Genomic DNA, 1,372 nt, shown 5'->3' with positions numbered 1-1,372 from the left:
ATCTGACCGGAAAAACAACCGTGAGTGGGCAGGCGGCAGCGTCGGGGCGCAGCCCCGACGAGGTTCTGAATTTGTCCGTTGGGTGTGGTGCTGGTCAGGCCGGGTTGAGCTGAACGGTGTGGCCGAGGGCTTCGAGCTGGCGGATGAGGCTACGGGTCTTGCGGTGCTTGTTGATATGGGTGGCGTAGTGGTCCGGGCCGAGATCGATGAAGCTAGCGGTCGGGTCGGCCAGGATGTGCCAGACGATCGTCAGGATGGATCTGGCGATCGCGACCAGGGCTCTGGCTTTGCCTCGGCGTTTGACCAGGCGCCGGTAGCGTTCGCCGAGGAAGGTGTCGGTGCGGGCGGCTGCCGCGGCGGCGTCACCGAGCACACTTTTAAGGTAGGGGCTGCCGCGGCCGGTGGGTCCGCGGCGGGTCTTTGACCCGGACTGCATGGTGCGTGGGGACAGTTTCGTCCAGGACACCAGGTGGCCAGCGGTGGGGAACTGGGCCATGTTCCCGCCGGTCTCCGCGATGATGATCTGAGCGACCCGAGGTCCGACACCAGGGATCTCGTCGAGCCGCTCCAAGACCGAAGGCTGATGGGCCGCAGGAGGACAGTCCTCACCAGTACCCGTCGGAGGCAGTGCGGCGATTAGCTGGTCGATGATCACGGTGAGCTTGTCGATCTCGACATCAAGGGCATCGATCTGCTGCAGCAGGACGGCAGCGATCGTGGCGTGATGGTCGTCGAAACGGCCGGTCAACGCCTCAACCAGAGCGGGACGTTTGACCCGTAGCTTGCCCAGGGCCAGCTCGGCCAGTCGGCGGGGATCGCGTTCACCCGCGACGAGAGCGTCGATCATCGCTCTTCCGGACAGCCCGAGGAAGTTGGTAGCCACCGTGGACAGCTTGATCAAAGCGTCTTCCAGCAGCTTGTCCAAGCGCAGCTTGTAGCGGGTCCGGTCCGCGACGAGGTCGTGGCGCAGCCGGGTGTAGTCGCGGATGTCCCGGATCGCCTTCGGCGGCACGAACGAGGGCCGCAGCATCCCACGCTCGTTGAGCTTGGCCAGCCAGACCGCGTCGAGCTTGTCGGTCTTGGGTCGGCCCGGGACCTGCTTGACGTCGTTGGCGTTGACCAGCCACACGGTCACCCCGTGGGCTTCCAGGATGTAGTAGAACGGTCGCCAGTAGTCGCCGGTCGACTCCAAAACGACACGTTCGATCTGATTGGTGACCAACCGCTGGGCCAAGGCGCAGAGCTCGTTGGTCGTGGACACGACGTCCCAGACCAGCGTCACCCTGCGGTGAGGCTGAGTCGAATGCGGTAGCCGGGTACAGACCTTGCCGGATGCCTTCGCGACGTCGATGGCCGCGACCCGGCTCAACCG

General features: G+C 65.1%; 1 protein-coding gene. It reads right to left on the bottom strand.

Annotation, left to right across the window (positions count from 1 at the left end; translation table 11 throughout):
- Positions 1-94: 94 nt before the first annotated feature.
- Positions 95-1,372: IS110 family transposase (locus ACFHWU_RS29130; RefSeq protein ID WP_416592301.1), on the bottom strand; the 1,278-nt coding region annotated here is incomplete at its 5' end.

Source organism: Micromonospora sp. LOL_015, assembly GCF_048060275.1.
Classification (GTDB): Bacteria; Actinomycetota; Actinomycetes; order Mycobacteriales; family Micromonosporaceae; genus Micromonospora_E.
This window is presented reverse-complemented; position numbering and strand designations above follow the sequence as displayed.